The sequence below is a fragment of the Reyranella sp. genome, assembly GCF_965228225.1.
Lineage (GTDB): Bacteria > Pseudomonadota > Alphaproteobacteria > Reyranellales > Reyranellaceae > Reyranella.
This window is the reverse complement of record NZ_OZ245801.1, coordinates 4594394-4610272: the sequence shown is the minus strand read 5'-3', so window position 1 is coordinate 4610272 and position 15879 is coordinate 4594394. Positions and strand designations below refer to the sequence as shown.

Here is a 15879-nt window from a genome sequence, read left to right as displayed (position 1 = left end):
GACAGTCGGTGCCGGCATGGGCGAGAACAACAAGAACACGGCGAGTTCGTTCCGGCAGGTGCTGCGGACCAGTCCGATGGATTTCTGGCGCCTGTGGTACGTCGGCTTCGTCGTCACCACCGTGCGCTGGCTGGAAACGGTCGCCATGGGCATCGTCGTCTATCAGCAGACCGGCTCCGCTCTGGTCGTCGCCATGATCACCATGCTCCGCCTGGTCCCGATGGGCCTGTTCGGCGCCTTCCTCGGGGCCTTCGCCGAACGGTTCGACCGCCGCCTGACCCTGGCCGGCCTCGTCGGCCTCATGATGGTCACCTCGGCCCTGCTCTCCGTCGTCGCTTTCAGGGGAGCCCTGGAAGTCTGGCATCTCGCCGTCGCCAGTTTCATCAACGGCTGCGGCTGGGCCACCGACAATCCGCTCCGGCGCGTGATGATGGGCGAGGTCATGGGCCGCGATCGCATGGCCATCGCCATGGCGCTCGATGTCGGCGCCGGCAATGTGAGCCGCATGGTAGGGCCCGCCGTCGGCGGCCTGCTGCTGGCGGGCGTCGGCATCGAAGGCGCCTTCCTGCTGAGCGTGGCACTGTACGCGTCGGCCGTTGCCGCCACCTTGATGGTGCAGAGCCACATCCCGTCCTCGCCCGGTGCGGGGGCCGTGCTCGCCCGCACCTGGGAGGGCGTGGCGCTCATCTTTTCCGACCGCCGCCTCGGCGCGATCATGGCAGTCACCGTCATCTACAATGTCTTCGCTTGGCCCTTCACGAGCATGATCCCGGTGATCGGCACCGACCGGCTGCTGCTCGGCCCCGAAGGCGTCGGCCTGCTCACCAGCATCGACGGCGTCGGCGCCTTCGCCGGCTGCTTCCTGCTGGCGCTGTGGCTGACGCCGGGCTGGCATGCCCGCGCCTATGTCGGCGGCACGGCCGCCTACCTGGTCGGGCTGATCGGCTTTGCGGCGGCGCCCACGCCGCTGCTGGCGGGTGTGGCGCTGCTGGTGACCGGCCTCGCCGGCGCCACCTTCGCCACCCTGCAGGCCACGCTCGTCTATCTCGCGGCGCCGATAGAAATGCGCTCGCGCATCCTGGGTGTGCTCTCGGTCTGCATCGGCACCGGCCCGATCGGCTTCGTCTGGCTGGGCTGGCTCGCCGATCTCATCGGAGCGCCCGAGGCCACGGCGATCACCGGCGTGATGGGCCTGCTGGCGCTCGCCGCGACCTGGCCGCTTTGGCGGAAGATTTGAGAAGGAGCCGAGATCCCGGACGTCAGTAGTAGGCTTTCTCCGACTTTGGCGGATCAATGGTGACAGAAGTCAAACGCTCTTCGCTGGGTCCGCTACGGACGCGATTGCGGATATTGTGTTCCAGCACGGAAAGCTCCGATGCGGCGAAAAAATCGTCGCGATCCTCGCCGGTTTCGAAGTAGCGACCGAGAGGGCATCGGCTGAAATCGCCGAGGAAGATTGCCGACATTTCCGAATCATGATTCTTCAGAAATGCGAAAGGCCGGTCATCCTTGCGCAGAAGAAGACCGATCAGCCTGATTGCCTTGTAGATCAGCGAACTGTCATGAAACATGACTGCCGAATCCGTCTTCATCATCGGCAGGGCCCACAGGAAATCGCGGAAGCAGGCCTGGTCGGTATGCTCGCCGTCGATGAAAGCGAGATCAAACCGACGATCCGACGGCGGCAGCGTGTCGATTGACCCATCGTGAGTCGTCAGCTTCGTCGTTGCCAACCCCGCCTCGTGCAGGCGGTCGAGCATCGACTGGGTGGTGATGCCGCCATAGTCGAACAGAGCGCCGCGTTCATCGGGCAGGGTCTTGCCGCGCTCGTCGATGGAAAGGATCGACGTGCAGGCTGGGTCCCTGAGAAAGGGCGCCAAGCTGCCGCCGAGAAAGGACCCAATCTCCAGGTAGTCGTAGCAGGGCGCGAAGTCACCCATCAGCCGCTGCGCAGCGAGGAGGAACTCCTTGTCGCGGATGCTGCTCTGCGACTCGATGGGAAAGAGGAGAGCAATTTCGGAAGTTTTCGGCATTGTGACGAACCGCCAGGGAAGCAACCAACGAACAGGGCGATGACATGGGGGAAAGCATCGTGCAAAGCAAGCCTTGTCAAACGAAGTGCTGAAGCAAGCCATGTCCGGTTCGGGGCAGGCGCTACAGGTCGTATTGGGCGACACTGCAGGCCAAGCTCGCAGTGATCCGAAAGCGGACCCGATTCAGTGTCTTTACAGGCGGGCCATGCTCCCCGGATTTGCAACCGACGAGGACGACTATGAGTCAATGCCCGAGATAGCTGCGCCGCAGATCGGGATCGTGGGCGAGGTCGGCGGCGCTGCCTGAGAGCGCGATGCGGCCGTTCTCCAGCACATAGGCGCGGTGGGCAATGGCGAGGGATTGCACGACGTTCTGCTCGACCAGCAGGATCGCGAGGCCTTGCCGGTTGAGCTGGCCGATCAGGCCGAACATCTCCTCGACGAGCAGCGGCGACAGGCCGAGCGAGGGTTCGTCGAGGATCAGCAGCCGGGGCTCGCTCATCAGCCCGCGGCCGATCGCCAGCATCTGCTGTTCGCCGCCCGACAGCGTCCCGGCCGATTGGGTCAATCGCTCGCGCAGGCGCGGGAAGGTTCCGAGCACGCGCTCCAGGTTGGCGGCGCGGTTGGGCTTGCCGCGGCGATAGCTGCCGAGCTCGAGATTGTCGCGCACCGACAGGGTGGGAAAGACGCGGCGGCCTTCCGGCACCTGCACCAGGCCCGCCTCGACGATGCGCATGGAGGACGCGCCCGTGATCTCCTCGTGCTCGAAGCGGATCGAGCCGCCGCGCGGCCGATAGAGGCCCGAGACATTGTTGTTGAGCGTCGACTTGCCGGCGCCGTTGCTGCCCAGCAGCGCCACGATCTCGCCGGCGCCGACGGTGAGGTCGACGCCGCGCAGCACCTCGATGGCGCCATAGCCGGCGCGCAGGGACGCAATCTCAAGCACGAAGCACCTTGGCGGCGCCGTGGCCGAGATAGGCTTCGATGACCGCTTCATCATCGGCAATGGCGGCCGGCGTTCCCTCGGCGATCATGCGGCCCTGGTTCAGCACGTAGACGCGCTCGGCCAGCGAGGTCACCGCCTGCATGACATGCTCGATCAGCAGGATGGTGACCCCGGAGGCGCGGATGTTCTTGATGACACTCACGATCTCGACGATCTCCGTCGGGTTGAGCCCCGCCATCACCTCGTCGAGCAGCAGGAGCCGCGGTCCCGTCGCCAGGGCGCGCGCGAGTTCGAGGCGCTTGCGGCCGGCGACGGTGAGGTCGGCGCCGCGCTGGTCGAGCTGGTCCTTCATGCCGACCAGGCCGGCCACCGCCTCGGCCTCGCGCGCGGCGAGGCGGCGGTCGGCGGTGTGCAGATAGGCGCCGACCATGATGTTCTCGCGTACGCTGATGCCCGCGAAGGGCTGCGTGATCTGGAAGGTCCGGACCATGCCCGACGCGCAGATGCGATGCGGCGCGAGGCCGGTGATCGGCTTGCCCTCGAAGTGAACCGTGCCGGCATCGGGCCGGTGGAAGCCCGCAATCGTCGCGAACAGGGTCGTCTTGCCGGCACCGTTGGGGCCGATCAGGCCGACGATCTCGCCCGAGGCCAGGTCGAGCGAGGCGCTGTCGACAGCCTTGAGGCCGCCGAAGGATTTCGAGATCGCGCGCACCTCAAGCATGGCGCGGCCGTCTCCGGAACAGGCTCATCAGCCCGTCGGGCAGTCGCGCCACGATCAGGATCAGCATGATGCCGTAGACGATGAGGCTGAGCGGCTGGACGTTCTTGAGGGCCGGCACGACGCTGGCCAGCCAGCGCGTCACCTCGTTGATGCCCATCAGGGTGAAGGAGCCGATCAGCGGCCCGAAGATCGTGCCCGCGCCGCCCACCATGCTGACCAGCAGCATCTCGACCGACTTGTCGACGCCGAAGGCGATGCCGGGATCGATGTAGAGGTATTTCTGGGCGTAGAAGGTGCCGCCGGCCGCGCACATCGCGCCCGACAGGGTGAGCACCTTCACTTTTTCGGCGAAGACGTCGATGCCCAGCGCCCGCGCCGCATCCTCGTTCTCGCGGATCGCCACCAGCCGCGCGCCGAAGCGGCTGCGCGTGAGCTGCCAGGCGATCAGCAGCGAGACGATGCAGAGCAGCAAAGCGAGATAGTAGATCCAGATCGGATCCTTGAACTGGAAATTGAGCGGTCGCGGATCAGCCTTGATCAGCATGCCGAGCCCGCCCTTGGTGAAGGGCACCGAGTTGGCGAGGATGCGGAAGACTTCGGCGAAGGCCAGCGTGATCAGCGCGAAATAGGAGCCGCGCAACCCGGCCCGGAAGGAGAGCACGGCGATCATCCAGCCGACCGCCCCGCCGGCCGCCATGGCGACGGGCCAGGCGAGCCAGGGATTCCAGCCCCAGGTCACCTGCAGGATGGTCGAGGTGTAGGCGCCGGTGCCGAAGAACACGACGTGGCCGAACGAGGTCTGGCCCGCAAAGCCGCCGGCGATGTTCCAGGACTGGCCGATGAAGGCGGTGAAGAAGACCAGCATGCCGACGGTGACGAGGTAGTTCGGCACAAGCAGCGGCCAGGCGAGCGCCGCGGCGAGCCCTAGTGCGCACAGGAGCGCGACGCGGCTCATGCCTTGCTCCCGAACAGGCCGGTTGGCTTCAGCAGCAGGATCAGGATGAAGATCAGCGAGATGCCGATCTGGCCGAGTTGCTCGCCCAGGAACAGGCCGCCCAGCGATTCGGTGATGCCGATGATGAAGCCGCCGACGGCCGCGCCGGCGAAGCTGCCCATGCCGCCCAGCACGACAATGGTGAAGGCCACGAGCACGAAGGCGTGGCCCGACGACGGCGTCACGTAATAGGTCGGCATCAGCAGGCAGGCCGCGGCGCCGAGGCAGGCGATGCCGATGCCGTAGGAGACGGCGAAGACGTTCTCGACGTCGATGCCGACCAGCCGCGCGCCCTGCCTCTCCCTGGCGACGGCGCGGATCGCCTTGCCCATGTCGCTCTTTGCCATGTAGAGACCCAGCGCCGCGCAGATCACCAGCGAGGCGCCGAACGAGATGATCTTGGGCAGCGGCAGGAAGGCGGCGCCGATCTCGACGAAGGTGCCGGCATAGGGCACGTCGATGGTCTGGGTGTCGCCGCCGAAGAACAGGAGTGCCACATTGTCGATCACGATCGAGAGGCCCAGCGTGATCAAAAGGATGTTCTCGTCGCGGCCGTGATTGTAGCGGCCGATCAGCAGGCGGTAGAGGACGAAGCCGAAGCCGAAGGCGCCGGCGATGACCACCGGCAGGGCGGCGTAGGGATCGATGCCGATCAGCCGCCAGAGATAGAAGACGGCATACATGGCCAGCATCAGCAGGCTGCCATGGGCGAAGTTGATGATGTGCAGCACGCCGTAGATCAGCGTCAGGCCGACGGCGACCAGAACGTAGATTCCGCCGGCCAGAAGGCCGTTCAGGACGCCCGCGAAGAGAAAGGCGGGATCGAACACGCCTTCAGAGTCTTTCGGCTTCGGGTTGAACCATACTCCTCATCCTGAGGAGGCCCGAAGGGCCGTCTCGAAGGATGGGCAGCAGATGCGGTGCTCGTGCCCACCCTTCGAGACGCTCACTTCGTTCGCTCCTCAGGGTGAGGTCGTTGTTGGAAAGTTCGAAGCGATTCAATATCACCCGGAAGCCCTTAGAGCTTCGGCTTGGGGAACACCGCCTTGGCCGAGGCGAATTCCTCGGGCGCGATCACCTCGATGTCGCCCTTGAGGGACTGCATGGTCGCCGGCCGCCCGCCCTGGTTCTGGCCGTTGACGAACTTCGTGGGCCCATAGGGCATCAGCTCGGCCTTGAAGGTCGAGGCGGCCAGCGCCGCGATGAGCTTCTCCTTGTCGGCCGAACCCGCATGCTCCAGCGCATCGGCCAGCAGCATGACGTTGGTGTAGGTGAGATAGACCTCGAAGGTGAACAGGGCGCCGGTGGCCTCGACGCGCTTCTTCAGCGCCTGGGCCTGCGGGCTCTTCGGGTTGTACCAGTGGTTCACGTCCATCATGTACTGGGAGACGTCGGGCATCTCCTTGACGAACTTGTAGTTGAAGCCGCCGCCCAGGATCGAGAAGAAGCCGGCGACGTTCACCTTCTGCTGATAGAGCGTGCGCGCCAGCAGCATGTACTCGTTGCCGTAGTTCGACATCATGACGATGTCGGGCGCCAGCGAGCGGATGCGCAGCGCGATGTTGTCGAAGTTGCGCGTCGGGTTGTCGTGCGCGATCAGCTCCTTCGCCGCGATGCCGATCGAGGGCAGCTTGGTGGCGAGCAGTTTGGCGGTGCCGGTGCCGAATTCGCCCGATTCGTGGACGATCACCGCCGTCTTGGCGACGTTGTTGGCGGCCTTGTTCAGCGCCCCCAGCGAGGCGATACCGTCGTCGACGCAGACGCCGAAGCCCGGCTTCAGGCGGAACACGTTCTTGAGGCCGCGGCTCATCAGCAGGTCGGAGGCGCCGACATCGACCAGGAAGGGCGTGCCGTATTTGGCGGCGGCCTGGCTGGCGGCGATGCCGACCGGGCTCTGGAAGCAGCCGATATAGGCCGCCACGCCCTGCTCGTTCATCTTCTCGACTTCGCTGACGCCGACCTCGACCTTGGACTGGCTGTCGCCCAACAGCGCCTCGAGCTTCGCGCCGCCCATCGACTTGATGCCGCCCGCCTTGTTCACGTCCTCGATGGCCATGGTGCCGCCGAGTCGGCTCTGCTGGCCGTTATAGGCGACGAAGCCGGTGACCGGATGGATCATGCCCACCTTCACGGCGGCGGGCTGGGCACCGACCAATCCGGGAGCGCCGATGGCACCCGCCAGGACCGTGCTGCCGGCCAGGAAGGTCCGGCGTGAAACCGCCTGCGTCCGTTGCTTGGTCATGAAACCCTCCCGGGAGATCAACGAGCGAAGATCGAGCGTATGTCGGCGATGCTATCCAGTACCAGAATCTTCTTGCGCATTTCGTCGGCGAGTTCGTGAGGCAACATCCGTGCCGTCAGCGAGAAGTATTTTCCCGTAAGCTCGTCGCGCGAGTAGGGATCCTGGTCGTCGCCGCGATTGGCCTCAACGGAAGCGGAGAGCGTGCGGCCGTCGCGCAGGCGGATATCGATCGTGGCCGGGCGGAACTGCGGCAGCTTCGCCGTCATCGCCTTGTCCTCGGTCACGAAGACGCGTTTGGCGAGGGCCAGCACCCGCTCGTCGCGCAGGGCATCCCAGGTGAAGTTCTCGACCCGCGAGGAGCCGCGCACCAGGCGCGTGGCGACCGCGAAGGGTACGGAGAATTTGCCGGCCAGCGTGTTGCGCGGCGCCTGGTCGTCGAGCTCCGCAGCGTAGAGGTAGCTGGCCACATCCACGCGCTCGACCGCGTCCGCAGCGACGGCTTCCTTGGCGAGCAGGAGGTCGAGCGCGTCGAGGGCGCCGTGATTGTAGCGGCAGCAGGAATGGAGCTTGAAATAGTTCTGGTCGATCTGCCAGTCGCGGCCCAGCCCGTCGATCATGCGCGCCGTGTCGAAGCGCTCGGAGACGACCTTGCCGAACACACTGGACAGCCCGTCGCGCTCGCCGATGAAGCCCGTTTCGACGAGATCGATCGCCATCAGCGCCATGCGGTTCGAGATGCCGGCATAGGCGTTCCGCACCGTGCCGCCTTCCAGCATGGTGCGCTTCGAGGAGGCCAGCGTGAGCGAGGAGGCGACGTTGATGGTCTCGCGAATCCGCGCCGCGTCGTAGCCCAGCAGCTTCGCGACGGCGGCCGCGGCTCCCACCGTGCCCCAGGTGCCGTGCGGATGCATGTCGGGGCGCAGGGAGGCCGCGATGCCGATGCGCGCGCCGACCTCATAGCCCAGGATCAGCGCCTCCATCGCCGCCTTGCCGGAGAGCCCCTTGATCTCGGCCATCGCCCAGACGGCGGGCAGGGCATGGATCGAGGGATGGCCCTTGGCGAAGCGGTTGCCCTCGTCCATTTCGAGGAAGGTGCCGGCAGTGCCGTTCAGGAAGGCGGCGGCGGCCGACACGGCCGTCTTGCCGGTGCCCATGACCGAGGCCTCGCCGACCGGGCTGACCGTGAGCCTGGCCGTCAGCGCCTGCATCTCGGGCTCGGCCGCGCCGCCCACGATGGCGCCGATCGTGTCGAGGATGACGTAGGTCGTCTGTTCGACGGTGGCGGGCTTCAGGGTTTCGAGGCGGAAGTCCGCGATGAACTCCGCGAGCGTATCGAGCCAGAATTCGGTCACGCGATCAGCCCATCATCGTTTCGCGATAGTGCTTCGCCAAGTCGCCCGGCGTCGCCTGCCACACGTTGCCGAACCGCTCCACCCGGCGCAGCGCCTCGTCGAGATACTTGATGCGATGCGCCATGCCCATCAGCCAGGGATGGATCGACAGGTTGAACACCTGGCTGCCCTCGTGATGCAGCAGCTCGAAGGCATCGCCCACGATGTCGGGATAGCGCGCGGTGTTGATGCGCCGCAGCCAGAGCTGTTGCACGTCGTCCCATTCCGGCTGGTTGGGCAGCGAGACTAACTTGGCGCCGTCGCCGACATGCATCGCATAGGGCTGGTCGTCGTTGGGCCAGTCGAGGACATAGTCGAGGCCGGCTTCGGCCAGCAGCTTCGGCGTGCGCTGGCTCTCGCCGTATTCCTGGCCGAGCCAACCCTTGGGCGCCGTGCCCGTGGCTTTCTCGATGGCGGCGATCGAGGTCGCGATCTCCTGCTTCTCCTCGGCCTCGCTCATCTTCGAGCTGATCATGCGATTGGCCGACACGCCGTGACCGATGATCTCGTAGTTGCGCTTGTGGAACTGCTCCATCAGGAACGGATAGCGTTCGGCCGCCATGGCGTTGACGGCGACTCCGGCCCGGATCTGGTAGCGATCGAGCACGTCCAGCACGCGGAAGATGCCGGTGCGGTTGCCGTATTCGCGCTGCGTCCAGGTGCGGTAGTCGGGATGGTAGGTGCCGAACTCCCCGGTGAAGCGGCTGTCCCTCACCACGCCGTCGGGCGGCAGCAGCTCGTAATATTCGAGATGGAGCACGACGTAGAAGGCGACGCGGGCGTTGCGCGGCCAGTTGAGCTTCGGCCGCTTCGGATAGGGGGAATAGTCGTACCAGGGATTGTCCATCCCGGCCGGCAGCGGCGGCGGGTTCTTGGGAACGGTGCTCATGTCACGCCTCCTTCCCGAGATGCTGCTGATAGGGTTTCAGCCCGTTGGCGACATACCAGTCGAGGATTTCTTCGGCGGTGCAGACCCAGGCATCCTTGTGCTGGCGTATATAGGACAGCGCCCGATCGAGGTGCTTCAGCCGGTGCGGTGCGCCCATCATGTAGGGGTGCAGCGCGAGGCACATGACGCGGCCGTTCTCGCCGCCCTCGCGATAGACCGTGTCGAAATGGTCGATGATCATCTGGGCGAACTCCTCCGCCTCGACCGGCTGGCGGTAGATCATCGCGTCGTTGAGATCCATCGAATAGGGTACGTGGATCAGGGGGCCGTGCTTGGTGGCGAGCGGCGTCGGCTGGTCGTCGTGATAGAAGTCGCAGAAGTACTCGAGCCCGGCTTCCTTCACGAGGTCGGGCGTGTTCAGCGTGTTCGAGACGGCCGGCGAGAACCAGCCGCGCAGCTTGCGGCCGGTGAGCCGCAGATGCGTCGCCTTGCTGTGCTCGATGACCTCGCGCTCTTCCTGCTCCTCGTAGCCCCAGTGGTAGCGGGTGTTGAAGTAGCCGTGGCTCATATATTCCCAGCGGCGCGCTTCCATCGCCTCGAGGATCTCGGGGTACATCTCGATCACCGACATCGAGAGCGAGACGGTGCAGCGGATGCTGTGCTTGTCCAGCACCTCGAACATGCGCCACAGGCCGACCCGGTTGCCGTAGTCGCGGCCGCCATAGCCCAGCACGTCCGGGTGCGGCATGCGCGGCCACGGGTTGCGCACGCGGACCTCGGCTGGAAGATATTCGTAGTGCTCGATGTTGGGGCATACCCAGACCGCGACGCGGGCATTGTTGGGCCAGGAGAGCTTCGGTCGTTCGACGATGGGGGAATAGCCGAATCGATAGGGGTCCATCCGGGCACTTTCTTTCTTGGGTTGGCATGACGAGTGCAACACGTGTTGCGTTGTACTTCAACGCCCAGCATCCTGTTCGCATGGCGGATAACGTTCGGTTCACCCTCAATGACAAGCACGTGGAGATCGTCGGCGTTCCGCCGATGACGACCCTGCTCGACTGGCTGCGCGACCATCGCGGCCTGCGCGGCACCAAGGAGGGCTGCGCGGAAGGCGATTGCGGCGCTTGCACCGTGGTGCTGGAACGCGAGGGCCGCCGCGACGCGGTCAATTCCTGCATCGTCCTGCTGGGCCAGCTCGACGGCCAGTCGGTGCGCACGGTCGAGGGGCTGAAGGGCGCCGACGGCGGGCCGCACCCGGTCCAGGCCGCGATGGCCGAAGCCGATGCCACGCAATGCGGCTTCTGTACCCCTGGCTTCGTCATGTCGGCCGTCGCTTATGCGAGCAACGGCGGCACGGCCGACCCCGAAGCGATCCACGAAGCCCTGGCGGGCAATCTCTGCCGCTGCACCGGCTACCGGCCGATCGTCGAGGCGATGACGCGGATCGCCGGCCTCGCCGTCGAGCCGCCGCCCGCGCCTCTCCCGTCGCCGAGAACGACGTCGACTGCCTTCGATGGCGCCTTCTTCGCGCCGCGCAGCCTCGACGAACTGCTGGCCCTGCGCGTCGCGCATCCCGAGGCGCTGCTGCTGGCCGGCGGCACCGATCTCGGCCTGCTGGCCAGCCGCGAGCGCAAGCCGCCGAAGGCGGTGATCCATCTCGCGCACATACCCGAGCTGGCGGCGATCTCTGCGACCGCAGACAAGATCACGATTGGCGCCGCAGCCACCTATGAAGCCGCTGCGCCAACCCTGATCGAGGCTTTTCCTGCGCTGCGCATCTATCTATCGCGGCTGGGGTCGCGGCAGATCCGCAACATGGGCACGATCGGCGGCAATATCGGCACGGCCTCGCCGATCGGCGACATGCCGCCGGTGCTGCTGGCGCTGGAAGCCAGCCTGACGCTCGTGTCGAAGCGGGGCACCCGCGAAGTCCTGCTGGACGATTTCTTCCTCGACTATCGCAAGACCGCGCTGGCGCCCGACGAGATCATCCTGAACCTCTCGATGCCGCGCCTGTGGGAGGGCGAGACCTTCCATTGCGACAAGGTGAGCAAGCGCCGCGACCAGGACATCTCGACCGTCGCCGGCGCCTACCGCGTGCGCATCCGCAACGGCAGGATCGAGGATGCGCGGCTGGCCTTCGGCGGCATGGCGGCAACGCCGCGCCGCGCGCCCGCGGCCGAAGCGGCCCTGCTGAAGGACGGTTTTGCGGCCGAGATCGCTGCCATCGAGAAGGATTTCACGCCGCTCGACGACTGGCGCGGCTCGGCCGCCTATCGTTTGAGGATCGCGGCCAACCTGCTGCGGCGGCTGGAACTGCGCCTCGCCGAGCCGGGGCGCGTGCTGGAGGTCGAGGCGCTGTGAGCGGCAAGGTCCATACGGCGCAGCGTCACGACAGCGCCCTGAAGCATGCCACCGGGCAGGCGCTCTATATCGACGACATGCCCGAGCCGCCGAGTACCTTGCACGGCGCCCTGGTTCTGAGCCGGATCGCCTGCGGCAAGCTCGTGCGGCTCGACACAGCCTTTGCCGCTTCGATGCCGGGCGTGGTGGCGGTACTGGGGCCCCAGGACATTCCCGGCCCCAACGATATCGCGGCCATCGGCAAGAACGAGCCGCTGTTCGCCACCGACCGGATCGAGTTCGCCGGTCAGACCCTGGCGATGGTCGTTGCCGAGACCCTCGATGCTGCGCGGATGGCCGCCGAGAAGGTCGTCGTGGAGATCGAGGCCGAGGAGCCGGTGCTCGACATCGCGACGGCGCTCGCCCGCGAATCCTACGTGCAGGCGCCGGCCACGATCGTGCGCGGCGATCCGGAGACGGTGCTGGCTAGCGCGCCGCATCGTATCACGGCGGAATTCAGCGTCGGCGGGCAGGAGCATTTCTATCTCGAGGGTCAGATCGCCTTCGCGCTGCCCGGCGAGGACGGCGACATCACCGTCCATTCCTCGACCCAGCATCCGACCGAGGTCCAGCATGTCTGCGCCCGGCTGCTGGATTGCGACTTCAACCGGGTGACGGTGGTGGTGCGCCGCCTGGGCGGCGGCTTCGGCGGCAAGGAGAGCAACGCCTCCTGGGTCGCGGCGGCGGCGGCCGTCGCGGCGAGCCATACCGGCCGGCCGGTGAAGCTGCGGCTGCCGCGCGAGGTCGACATGCTGACGACCGGCAAGCGCCATGGCTTCGACTATCGCTACACGGTGGGCTTCGACGGCGAGGGCCGTGTGCTGGCGCTCGACGCCGTGCTGGCGGCCGATGCCGGCTGGAGTCTCGACATGACTCCCGGTGTCGTGACGCGGGCGCTCACCCATACCGACAACGCTTACTGGATCCCGCACTTCCGGGCCGTGGGCTACGCCTGCCGCACCAACAAGCAGTCGAACACGGCGTTTCGCGGCTTCGGCGGGCCGCAGGGCGTCGTGGTGATGGAGGATGCGCTCGACCGGATCGCGCTTCATCTCGGCCGCGATCCCGTCGAGGTGCGCGCGCTCAACTTCTATGCCGAGGGCCGGGACGAAACGCCTTACGGCCAGACGGTCGACGAGAATCATCTGGAGCGCTGCTGGGCCGAAGTGAAGGCCGGCGGTGACCTGGAGCGGCGGCGTGCCGAGATCGATGCCTTCAATGCGACCAACCCGGTGCTGAAGCGCGGGCTGGGGCTCTTCCCGCTGAAGTTCGGCATCTCCTTCAACCTGCCGCACATGAACCAGGCGGGCGCGCTGGTGCATGTCTATACCGACGGTTCGATCCGCCTGAACCATGGCGGCACCGAGATGGGGCAGGGGCTGTTCATCAAGGTGGCCCAGGTGGTGGCCGAAGTGTTCAAGGTCGATGTCGAGCGCATCCGGCCCTCCGCCACCTCGACCGCCGAAGTCCCTAACACGTCGCCGACCGCGGCCTCGACGGGCTCGGACCTCAACGGCTGGGCGGCCTGGGACGCGGCGAATACGATCCGCAGCCGCATGGTGGCCTTTGCCGCGGACCACTTCGGCGTGGCGGAAGCCGACATCGAATTCGCCGATGGCAACGTGCGCATCGCCAGGCCCGGCAGTAACCAGGTGCTGAGCTTCGGCGAGCTCGCCCGGCTCTGCTGGCTGGGGCGCGTCTCGCTTTCCGCGACCGGCTACTACAAGACGCCGAAGATCCATTGGGATCCCGTCGCGATGCATGGCCGGCCGTTCTTCTACTTCTCCTTCGGCGCGGCGATGGCGGAAGTCGCGATCGATACTCTCACCGGGGAGAGTCGCGTCCTGCGCGCCGACCTCGTCCAGGACTGCGGCGAATCGCTCAATCCCGCGATCGATCTCGGCCAGATCGAGGGCGCCTTCGTGCAGGGCCAGGGCTGGCTCACCTGCGAGGAACTGTGGTGGGACGCCAAGGGCCGGCTGCGCACGGCCGGGCCGTCGACCTACAAGATCCCCGGCAGCCGCGACGTGCCCCCGGTGTTCAATGTCAGGCTGCTCGACCATGCGCCGTCGCGCGAGGCCACGATCTTCCGCTCCAAGGCAGTGGGCGAACCGCCGCTGATGCTGGCGACCGCGGTGTGGACGGCGCTCAAGGATGCGATCGGCGCGGCGGGCAACGGCCGGGTGCCGGTACGGCTCGACGCGCCGGCTACGCCCGAGCGCGTGCTCGCGGCGGTCGAGCAGGTTCGGCGGGAGACCCGAACAGCCGCTCCATGAGCTGGACCAGGGTGCGGTCCATCTCGCGGCGCGCGGCCTTTTCATCCTTGGCTTCGGCGACCCACAGAGCGGCTTCGTTGAAGGCGCCGGACAGCAGGAAGGTGATCGGCTCGACGCTGAGGGTCTGATCCGGGCGTGCAGCGAGGACAGCGGCCACGCCCTCGCGCAGCGAGCGCAGTCCATGCGGCGCATCGATCTCGCGCCAGCGATGCCAGCCCAGCACGGCAGGCGCATCGATCAGGTAGATGCGGCGCACGGCGGGATCGAGACAGGCATCGATGAAGGCGCGCGTGCCCTCGATCAGCGCCTGCAGGGGATCGCCGGCGGGCTCCGCCCTCTTGTCGATCGCCGCTGCGATCTCGCTCGCCACCTCTTCCACGATGGCCTCGAACACGGCCCGCTTGTCCTTGAAGTGATAGTACAGCGCGCCGCGCGTCACCTCGGCCCGCTGCACGATCTCCTCGGTCGCCGCGGCGTCGTAGCCGGAGGCGGCGAAGATCAGCCGCGCTTCCCGCAGCAACGTCGCGCGCGTGACGGCCAGCCGCTCCGCCTGGGTCCGGGGTCTTGACATACATACAACCTGTATCTAAATCGCCAACATACCGATTGTAGGTAAATGGCCACAGAGGAGAGGGCAATGCAGCTCAGGGAGTTCTACACCGTGCTCTGCACCGACGACGTCGCCGGCACCGCTTCCTTCTGGGAAAAGCATTTCGGTTTCCGCCGCGCCTTCGAGGCCGACTGGTATGTCCATCTAACCGGCACGGTCTCAGACAAGGCGAACCTCGCCATCCTCGACTATCGCCACGAGACGATCCCCGCGCCGTTCCGCAAGAAGGCGTCGGGCGTGCTGGTGAACGTCGAGGTCGACGATGTCGATGCGCTATATGCGCAGGCGCAGGCAGAGGGGCTCAAGATTCATCTGGCCCTGCGTGACGAGCCTTTCGGCCAGCGGCACTTCATCACCGAGGATCCCAACGGCATCGCCATCGACGTGATCAAGCCGATTCCGCCCAGCGCCGAGTTCGCCCAGCAATACGCGCCAGACTCGCTGCCCCGCTGATCGATGGATAAGGTGTCGCCCGATTTTAAAGCTTTCGGGAGGACAAGATGGACGTACGTATGGATGGCCGCGTGGCCGTGATCACCGGCGCGAGCACGGGCCTGGGCCTCGCCATGGCCAAGGAATTCGCCGCGTCGGGCGCATCGGTGGCGCTGCTGGCGCGCAAGCAGGACGCGCTGACTGCCGCCAAGGCCGAGGTCCAGAAGGCGGCCGGCAAGGCCAACATCAAGATCGAGGCCTATTCCTGCGACGTCGCAAAGGCCGCGCCGATCGCCGACACCTTCAAGAAGATCGAGGCCGAGTTCGGCAAGGTCGACATCGTCGTCAACAATGCGGGCATCAGCCACGCCAAGTCGTTCGAGACCGTGACCGACGAGGACTGGCAGGGCGATCTCGACCTCAAGCTGTTCGCCGCCATCCGTCTCAGCCGCGCGGCGATCCCTGGCATGCGGGAGCGCAAGTGGGGCCGCATCGTCAACGTGCTGAACATCGGCGCCAAGGCGCCGACCGCCAACTCGACGCCGACCAGCGTCAGCCGCGCCGCGGGCCTCGCACTCACCAAGGCGATGAGCCAGGAGCTGGCCAAGGACAACATCCTCGTCAACGCGATGCTGGTGGGTCTCATCGAGAGCGACCAGTGGCAGCGCCGTCACAAGACCGCGGCGGGCGAGGGTAAGACCTACGAGGAGTTCCTGGCCGGCATGGCCAAGGGCCGCATCCCGCTCGGCCGCATGGGCAAGGCCGAGGAATTCGCCCGCATGGCCTGCTTCCTTTGCTCCGATGCCGGCTCCTTCATCACCGGCGTCGCCATCAACGTCGACGGCGGCGCGAGCCCGGTTGTCTAGGAAGCGACAATCAGCACCAACCTCATGCTGAGGAGGCTGCGCAGCAGCCGTCTCGAAGCATGGGCACGAGCAC

Annotated in this window: 15 protein-coding genes; 5 read left to right on the top strand and 10 right to left on the bottom strand. The window is 66.4% G+C overall.

The window, feature by feature from the left end:
- The first annotated feature begins 16 nt into the window (after positions 1 to 16).
- Positions 17 to 1237: an MFS transporter gene (locus ACO07K_RS22415; RefSeq protein ID WP_422031790.1), complete on the top strand. Its 1221-nt coding sequence runs from the start codon at positions 17 to 19 to the stop codon at positions 1235 to 1237.
- Positions 1238 to 1259: 22 nt separating this feature from the next.
- Here ACO07K_RS22415 and ACO07K_RS22410 read toward each other — a convergent pair whose 3' ends face one another.
- The 9 genes from ACO07K_RS22410 to ACO07K_RS22370 all read right to left on the bottom strand — a co-directional run bounded on the left by ACO07K_RS22410 (position 1260) and on the right by ACO07K_RS22370 (position 10117).
- Positions 1260 to 2033, bottom strand: coding sequence for a class I SAM-dependent methyltransferase (locus ACO07K_RS22410; protein WP_422031788.1), 774 nt, complete (start codon positions 2031 to 2033; stop codon positions 1260 to 1262).
- Between the two features lie 244 nt (positions 2034 to 2277).
- Complete coding sequence (locus ACO07K_RS22405; protein WP_422031786.1) at positions 2278 to 2979, bottom strand: ABC transporter ATP-binding protein; 702 nt, start codon at positions 2977 to 2979, stop codon at positions 2278 to 2280.
- On the bottom strand, positions 2972 to 3700 hold the full coding sequence (locus tag ACO07K_RS22400) for an ABC transporter ATP-binding protein (RefSeq protein WP_422031784.1): 729 nt from the start codon (positions 3698 to 3700) through the stop codon (positions 2972 to 2974). The genes ACO07K_RS22405 and ACO07K_RS22400 overlap by 8 nt, the downstream gene beginning before the upstream one ends.
- Positions 3693 to 4655 carry a branched-chain amino acid ABC transporter permease gene (locus ACO07K_RS22395; RefSeq protein ID WP_422031782.1) on the bottom strand — a complete coding sequence of 321 codons (963 nt, stop codon included), beginning with the start codon at positions 4653 to 4655 and terminating at the stop codon, positions 3693 to 3695. The genes ACO07K_RS22400 and ACO07K_RS22395 overlap by 8 nt, the downstream gene beginning before the upstream one ends.
- Positions 4652 to 5524, bottom strand: a complete 873-nt coding sequence (locus tag ACO07K_RS22390) for a branched-chain amino acid ABC transporter permease (RefSeq protein ID WP_298311269.1) — start codon at positions 5522 to 5524, stop codon at positions 4652 to 4654. The genes ACO07K_RS22395 and ACO07K_RS22390 overlap by 4 nt, the downstream gene beginning before the upstream one ends.
- 188 nt (positions 5525 to 5712) lie before the next feature.
- The gene (locus tag ACO07K_RS22385) at positions 5713 to 6936 is read right to left on the bottom strand and encodes an ABC transporter substrate-binding protein (RefSeq protein WP_298311267.1); all 1224 of its coding nucleotides are present in this window, start codon (positions 6934 to 6936) and stop codon (positions 5713 to 5715) included.
- Positions 6937 to 6953: 17 nt separating this feature from the next.
- Positions 6954 to 8288 carry an MmgE/PrpD family protein gene (locus ACO07K_RS22380; protein WP_422031779.1) on the bottom strand — a complete coding sequence of 445 codons (1335 nt, stop codon included), beginning with the start codon at positions 8286 to 8288 and terminating at the stop codon, positions 6954 to 6956.
- Between the two features lie 4 nt (positions 8289 to 8292).
- Entirely contained in the window at positions 8293 to 9216 is a 924-nt protein-coding gene (locus ACO07K_RS22375; protein WP_422031777.1) for a polysaccharide deacetylase family protein, read from the bottom strand.
- A gap of 1 nt (position 9217) precedes the next feature.
- Positions 9218 to 10117, bottom strand: a complete 900-nt coding sequence (locus ACO07K_RS22370; RefSeq protein WP_422018096.1) for a polysaccharide deacetylase family protein — start codon at positions 10115 to 10117, stop codon at positions 9218 to 9220.
- Positions 10118 to 10197: 80 nt separating this feature from the next.
- Between ACO07K_RS22370 and xdhA the strand changes: the two genes are divergently transcribed.
- On the top strand, positions 10198 to 11583 hold the full coding sequence (xdhA, locus tag ACO07K_RS22365) for a xanthine dehydrogenase small subunit (protein WP_422031775.1): 1386 nt from the start codon (positions 10198 to 10200) through the stop codon (positions 11581 to 11583).
- Entirely contained in the window at positions 11580 to 13898 is a 2319-nt protein-coding gene (gene xdhB / locus ACO07K_RS22360) for a xanthine dehydrogenase molybdopterin binding subunit (protein WP_422031773.1), read from the top strand. The genes xdhA and xdhB overlap by 4 nt, the downstream gene beginning before the upstream one ends.
- Here xdhB and ACO07K_RS22355 read toward each other — a convergent pair.
- A complete protein-coding gene (locus tag ACO07K_RS22355; protein WP_422031771.1) occupies positions 13831 to 14469 on the bottom strand; it encodes a TetR family transcriptional regulator in 639 nt (212 codons plus the stop codon). The genes xdhB and ACO07K_RS22355 overlap by 68 nt on opposite strands.
- 66 nt (positions 14470 to 14535) lie before the next feature.
- Here ACO07K_RS22355 and ACO07K_RS22350 point away from each other — a divergent pair, with 66 nt between their 5' ends.
- Both ACO07K_RS22350 and ACO07K_RS22345 read left to right on the top strand, forming a co-directional pair.
- Positions 14536 to 14961, top strand: a complete 426-nt coding sequence (locus ACO07K_RS22350) for a VOC family protein (RefSeq protein WP_422031769.1) — start codon at positions 14536 to 14538, stop codon at positions 14959 to 14961.
- Between the two features lie 47 nt (positions 14962 to 15008).
- Positions 15009 to 15806 carry an SDR family NAD(P)-dependent oxidoreductase gene (locus ACO07K_RS22345; RefSeq protein ID WP_298311248.1) on the top strand — a complete coding sequence of 266 codons (798 nt, stop codon included), beginning with the start codon at positions 15009 to 15011 and terminating at the stop codon, positions 15804 to 15806.
- The last annotated feature ends 73 nt before the right edge of the window (positions 15807 to 15879 follow it).

Excerpts from the sequence above, each read along its gene's own strand:
- ACO07K_RS22395 (WP_422031782.1), bottom strand. The coding sequence starts at position 4,655 with ATGAGCCGCGTCGCGCTCCTGTGCGCACTAGGGCTCGCCGCGGCGCTC.
- ACO07K_RS22415 (WP_422031790.1), top strand. The coding sequence starts at position 17 with ATGGGCGAGAACAACAAGAACACGGCGAGTTCGTTCCGGCAGGTGCTG.
- ACO07K_RS22400 (WP_422031784.1), bottom strand. The coding sequence starts at position 3,700 with ATGCTTGAGGTGCGCGCGATCTCGAAATCCTTCGGCGGCCTCAAGGCT.
- ACO07K_RS22410 (WP_422031788.1), bottom strand. The coding sequence starts at position 2,033 with ATGCCGAAAACTTCCGAAATTGCTCTCCTCTTTCCCATCGAGTCGCAG.
- ACO07K_RS22370 (WP_422018096.1), bottom strand. The coding sequence starts at position 10,117 with ATGGACCCCTATCGATTCGGCTATTCCCCCATCGTCGAACGACCGAAG.
- xdhA (WP_422031775.1), top strand. The coding sequence starts at position 10,198 with ATGGCGGATAACGTTCGGTTCACCCTCAATGACAAGCACGTGGAGATC.
- ACO07K_RS22385 (WP_298311267.1), bottom strand. The coding sequence starts at position 6,936 with ATGACCAAGCAACGGACGCAGGCGGTTTCACGCCGGACCTTCCTGGCC.
- ACO07K_RS22355 (WP_422031771.1), bottom strand. The coding sequence starts at position 14,469 with ATGTCAAGACCCCGGACCCAGGCGGAGCGGCTGGCCGTCACGCGCGCG.
- ACO07K_RS22350 (WP_422031769.1), top strand. The coding sequence starts at position 14,536 with ATGCAGCTCAGGGAGTTCTACACCGTGCTCTGCACCGACGACGTCGCC.
- ACO07K_RS22375 (WP_422031777.1), bottom strand. The coding sequence starts at position 9,216 with ATGAGCACCGTTCCCAAGAACCCGCCGCCGCTGCCGGCCGGGATGGAC.
- ACO07K_RS22345 (WP_298311248.1), top strand. The coding sequence starts at position 15,009 with ATGGACGTACGTATGGATGGCCGCGTGGCCGTGATCACCGGCGCGAGC.